A 4,382-nucleotide genomic window follows, 5' to 3' on the forward strand; every position below is an offset into this window, starting at 1 on the left:
CCTCTCCCCAGAGCTCGGGGAGAGGCCGGCCGCCCTCGTGGAAGGGGACGGGCCCAAGGCTCTAGTCCGGGAAATCAATCCGGCAGCCCGAGCGGAAGGGGTCGAGCCCGGCATGAGTCCGGCTCAGGCCCAAGCCCGCTCCCCCCGCCTCGGCTTCCTTTCCCGGAATCGAGAAGAGGAAGAAAAGCTGCGCCGCTTGCTCCGGGAGTCGGCTTACGGCTGCTCGGGTCAGGTTGAAGAGAGCACTCCGGGGCTCTGCTTCTTGGATCTCCGCCGCCATCCGTACTTCCAGACAGGATCGGGGGGAGTGCCGGGATCGGGCTTCGATCTGTCGGATCCCAGGACTCTCCCCTCCCGCTTCCGGGATCAGGGTCTCGCCCTCCAAGTGGGAATCGGCCCCACTCCGGAGCTGGCCTTGTGGGCCGCCCGGGGAGCCCGCCCTTGCCGGACCATCGCGCGGGGAGAGGAAATCGCAGAGGAACTTTCCATCGAGGAGGTGACCGATGATACGGAACTTGCTTCTCTGCTCCACCTCTGGGGAGTGGAGACTCCCGCCGAGCTGAGCGCGCTACCTCGGGAGGGAGTGAGGGAGCGGTTGGGTAGGGAGGGGATCGCCTTGCGGGAGCAGATCGAAGGAAAGGAGGGCAGGCTCTTGCACACCCCATTTCCAGAAGAGCCGTTCGAGGCGGGAGGAGAGTGGGAGCGGCCGATCGAGGAGATCCCGCCGCTTCGGGAAGCATTGCGCTCTTCCCTAACCCTCCTCGGCGAGAGGCTGGAGCGGGAGGGCAAGGCGGCTGCTTCTCTTTGGCTCACCCTCCTTCCAGAAGGAGAAGCTGCACAGGATCATCCCTTTTCGGTGCCGACTCCGACCGCGGAGCCGCAAAAGCTCCTGGAAATCGTCGAGCCTTTCCTGGAAAACCATCGGACCGCCTCCCCTCTGGCGGGCTTTCGGCTCCGGCTCTTCCCCGCTCTTCCTTCCTGGCATCAGCTAACCTTGGATCGGCGGGCGATTCCCGACCCCACCCGCCTTTCGGCAACCCTCGGACGTCTTTCGGCGCTCTTGGGGGAAGACCGGGTGGGAGTTCCCCTCCCCTCTCCCGACCACAGGCCGGAGGGATTCGGCTTGGCACCATTCGATCCCTTCTTTGCCGAAGCGCCTCCTTCCTTGGCCGCTCCCCCCCTCCTCGGAGTTCCGCTTCGGCGCTTTCGGCCCCCCGTTCCGGCGATCGTTCGATCCCGCAAAGGGCGGCCCGGGGAGCTGCAAACTCCGGAAGGAAGATGGACGATCGAGGGGTGGGAAGGACCCTATCCCCTCTCCGGAAGTTGGTGGGGAAGGGAATGGGAGAAGCGGGAATGGGATGCGGCCCTATCGGATGGCAGGATCCTTCGGCTCGCGGAGCTTCCAGAGGGTTGGCGGATCGAGGGGGAGTATGGGTGAAGGCTCAGGCTTCCTTTTGCCACGGCAGAAAGGCCAGGATGCGCTCCCGCGTGGCCCGCACGCCCTTGGGCCCCGCTCGAGCAGGCCCATGGCGCAAAGAGGTTGTTTTATTATACATGTGAGTATATCCTATCCATCCCAGGAATGCGCCGCCGATCTTCCTACGTCGAGCTCCATGCCCGAAGCGCCTTCAGCTTCCTTCGAGGGGCTTCCCAGCCGGAGGAGCTGGTCCGGGAGGCGGCCCGGTTGGGACTGCCCGCCGTGGGGCTTTGCGATCGGGACGGGGTTTACGGGATTCCCCGGTTCCACGCCGCCGCGCGGGAAGCCGGCATCCGGGCGCTGGTTGGAGCGGAGATCCCCCTCGACGACGGATCGGTCCTGCCCGTGCTCGTGGAAACCCAGGAGGGTTACCGGAATCTCTGCCGGCTCTTGACCGAAGCCAAGCTCCGCAGCCCCAAAGGGGAGGGCCGGGTCCGGTGGGTGGAGCTGGGCGAGCGCGCTTCCGGTCTCTTGGCATTGACGGGAGACGAGGAGGGGCCACTTTTGCGCGCGCTCTTTCGGGGGGAAGACCCGAAAGAGCCGGCCAAGAGGCTTCTTTCGCTCCTCGGGCGGGAACGGCTCTTCATCGAGCTGCAGCGCAGCGGGCGGCGCGGGGACCGATTCCGCAACCGGACGCTCTGGTCAGTCGCCCAAGAGCTTGGCCTGCCGGCGGTGGCGACGGGAGGAATCCTCTACGCCACGGCGGAAGGAAGACCCCTGCTCGATGTCTTCCACTGCCTGCGGACCCACACCACCCTCGATGCGGCGGGAGCCCTCCTTTCCCCGAACGATCGGAGAGATCTCCGGTCTCCCCAGGAGATGGAGGCGCTCTTCGCCGATCTTCCCGAAGCGATCGAGGCGAGCGGGCGGATCGCCTCCCGGATCGAATTTTCCCTGGACGATCTGGGCTACTCCTTCCCGCGCTATGCCACCCCCACGGGGGAGAGCGAGGAGGCCTTCTTGGAAGCGGTCGTTTGGGCCGAAGCGCGCAAGCGCTACGGCTCCCTCTCCCCGGCGGTCCGACGCCAGCTTCGCCACGAGCTGGAGGTGATTCGAAGGCTCGGCTTTGCCGGCTATTTTCTGATCGTCTGGGACCTGGTCCGCTGGTGCACCGAGGAGGGTATGCTGGTCCAGGGACGGGGGAGTGCCGCCAATAGCGCGGTCTGCTACAGCTTGGGGATCACGACGGTCGATCCGGTCGGCAGCCGCCTCCTCTTCGAGAGGTTCTTGAGCGAAGGGAGGAAGGGCTGGCCCGACATCGATCTCGATCTGCCGAGCGGGGAGGCCCGAGAGCGGGTGATCCAGGAAGTCTACCGCCGCTACGGACGCCGAGGGGCGGCGATGACGGCGAGCGTCATCTCTTTCCAAGGCCGGAGCGCGGCCCGGGACTTGGGCAAGGCCCTCTGCCTCCCCGAGGAGATCCTGGATCGTTTCTCCGCCCTCTTCCCCGGAGGAGACTATCCCCACACTCTTTCCTGGGAAGAGCATGGCCGGCAGAGCGGCCTCTCCCCCGACGATCCCCGGCAGGCGGCGTTTTTACGGCTCTACCCCAGGCTCTTGGGCCTGCCGCGCCACTTGGGGCAGCATCCCGGAGGGATGGTGATCGCTCAAGGAGAGCTCGACCGGATCGTCCCCTTGGAAAACGCCTCCATGCCGGGCCGCTCGATCCTCCAATGGGACAAGGACGATTGTGAGGAGCTCGGGATGGTGAAGATCGATCTCTTGGGGCTGGGGATGATCGCCGTGTTAGAAGAGGCGACCGAGAGCTGCCGGGCCCGCGGCCATCCGATCGATCTCTCCCGCCTGCCCAAGGACGATCCGGCCACCTTTGCGCTCTTGCAGAGGACGGAGACCGTCGGCGTTTTTCAAGTGGAGAGCCGCGCCCAAATGGCGATTCTCCCCCGGCTCCGCCCCCAATGCTTTTATGACCTGGTCGTCCAGATCGCCATCGTCCGTCCGGGACCGATCCATGGGGGTCTGATCGGCTCCTACCTGGCTCGCCGGAGCGGTCGGGAACCGGCGACCTATCCCGATCCGAGGCTCGTTCCCATCCTGGAGCGGACCTTGGGAATCGTCCTCTTCCAGGAGCAGGCGATTCAAATCGCGATGGCGCTCGGGGGCTTCTCGGCCGCCCAGGCCGAGGAGCTGCGACGGGCGCTCGGGTTCCGCCGGGATCCCAGACGGATGGAGCGGGCGATCGAAAGGCTCGGCCAGGCGATGCGGCAGAGGGGGATCTCTCCTTCGACCGTTGCTTGGGTGACCCGCTCGCTCTCCTCCTTCGCCCTCTACGGCTTCCCCGAGAGCCATGCGATCAGTTGGGCGGGGCTCGCCTACGCGAGCGCCTATCTGAAAGCACACCACGGCCCCGAGTTCTACGCGGCTCTCCTCAACCACCAGCCGATGGGCTTCTATTCCCCGGCCACTCTGATCCAGGAAGGGAAGAGGAGGGGCATCCGCTTCCGGGCGATCTCGGTGCTCTCTTCCGAGGATTCCTGCACGATCCTGGAGGATGGTTCGATCCGCCTGGGTCTTCGCATGGCCCGCGGCCTGAGCGTCGGGGCCCGCGGGAGGATTCTGGCAGCACGGGCGGAGGCGCCCTTCGCCTCGCTCGAGGAGTTCCGGCAGCGGGTTCCGATGAGCCGAAGGGAGCTTCGGCTCCTGGCCGCCCTGGGTGCTTTCCAAGGGCTCGCCTCCCACCGGCGGGAGGCGCTCTGGCGGATCGAGCGGCCCCTTTTCCCGGAGGAGCTCTTCCCGCGCCGACCGGAAGACCCTTCCCCCCTCTCCCCCATGACGCAGTCCGAGCGGCTCCGGGCCGACTACGCGGGAACGGGAATCACCTTAGGCTCCCATCCAATGGCCTATCTCCGCCAACGGACACCCGCCGCTCGGCCCGCCGCCTCCCTTC

General features: G+C 66.4%; 2 protein-coding genes. Both read left to right on the forward strand.

Translation table 11 applies throughout. The features are described from left to right. The coding region (locus tag FN369_RS00990; protein WP_142524357.1) for a Y-family DNA polymerase at positions 1–1,438 on the forward strand (1,438 nt) is incomplete at its 5' end. A gap of 144 nt (positions 1,439–1,582) precedes the next feature. Further along, on the forward strand, positions 1,583–4,382 hold a 2,800-nt coding region (locus tag FN369_RS00995; RefSeq protein WP_142524358.1), incomplete at its 3' end, for a DNA polymerase III subunit alpha.

It is taken from the genome of Methylacidimicrobium cyclopophantes, assembly GCF_902143385.2.
GTDB lineage: Bacteria > Verrucomicrobiota > Verrucomicrobiia > Methylacidiphilales > Methylacidiphilaceae > Methylacidimicrobium > Methylacidimicrobium cyclopophantes.